1 rRNA gene (cut by a window edge) is annotated in these 1,309 nt (G+C 52.0%); it reads right to left on the reverse strand.

The features are described from left to right. Window positions 1–3: 3 nt before the first annotated feature. Window positions 4–1,309 (reverse strand): 23S ribosomal RNA (locus tag EDF71_RS24765) (it continues 1,568 nt past the right edge of the window).

Consider the following 1,309-nt stretch of genomic DNA (forward strand, 5'->3'; position numbering starts at 1 on the left):
AGGGGGGTCAAGCCCCCGGCAGATCTCATCTTGGAACGAGTTTCCCGCTTAGATGCTTTCAGCGGTTATCTCTTCCACACATAGCTACTCGGCAATGCCACTGGCGTGACAACCGATACACCAGAGGTGTGTCCACTCCGGTCCTCTCGTACTAGGAGCAGGCTTCCTCAAATCTGCAGCGCCCACGGAAGATAGGGACCAAACTGTCTCACGACGTTTTAAACCCAGCTCACGTACCTCTTTAAATGGCGAACAGCCATACCCTTGGGACCGACTACAGCCCCAGGATGAGATGAGCCGACATCGAGGTGCCAAACACCGCCGTCGATATGAACTCTTGGGCGGTATCAGCCTGTTATCCCCAGAGTACCTTTTATCCGTTGAGCGATGGCCCTTCCATACAGAACCACCGGATCACTATGTCCTGCTTTCGCATCTGCTCGACTTGTCAGTCTCGCAGTTAAGCACGCTTATGCCATTGCACTATCGTCACGATGTCCGACCGTAACTAGCGTACCTTCGAACTCCTCCGTTACGCTTTGGGAGGAGACCGCCCCAGTCAAACTGCCTACCATGCACTGTCCCCGATCCAGATAATGGACCAAGGTTAGAACCTCAAACACACCAGGGTGGTATTTCAACGTTGGCTCCATGAGAACTAGCATCCTCACTTCAAAGCCTCCCACCTATCCTACACAGATCTGTTCAAAGTCCAATACAAAGCTACAGTAAAGGTTCATGGGGTCTTTCCGTCTTTCCGCGGGGAGATTGCATCATCACAAACATTTCAACTTCGCTGAGTCTCAGGAGGAGACAGTGTGGCCATCGTTACGCCATTCGTGCAGGTCGGAACTTACCCGACAAGGAATTTCGCTACCTTAGGACCGTTATAGTTACGGCCGCCGTTTACTGGGACTTCAATCAAGAGCTTGCACCCCATCATTTAATCTTCCAGCACCGGGCAGGCGTCACACCCTATACGTCCACTTTCGTGTTTGCAGAGTGCTGTGTTTTTATTAAACAGTCGCAGCCACCTATTCTTTGCAACCCCGTTTAGCTCCGTTTGTACAACTTCACTTACTGAGGGCACACCTTCTCCCGAAGTTACGGTGTCAATTTGCCGAGTTCCTTCTCCTGAGTTCTCTCAAGCGCCTTAGAATACTCATCTCGCGCACCAGTGTCGGTTTGCGGTACGGTCGTGTGTAGCTGAAGCTTAGTGGCTTTTCCTGGAAGCTGGGTATCACTCACTTCGTCTGCAAGCAGACCCGTTATCACCCCTCATCTTAGCCCGGCGGATTTGCCTACCGGG

This window comes from Comamonas sp. JUb58 (assembly GCF_004364775.1).
Classification (GTDB): domain Bacteria; phylum Pseudomonadota; class Gammaproteobacteria; order Burkholderiales; family Burkholderiaceae_C; genus Comamonas.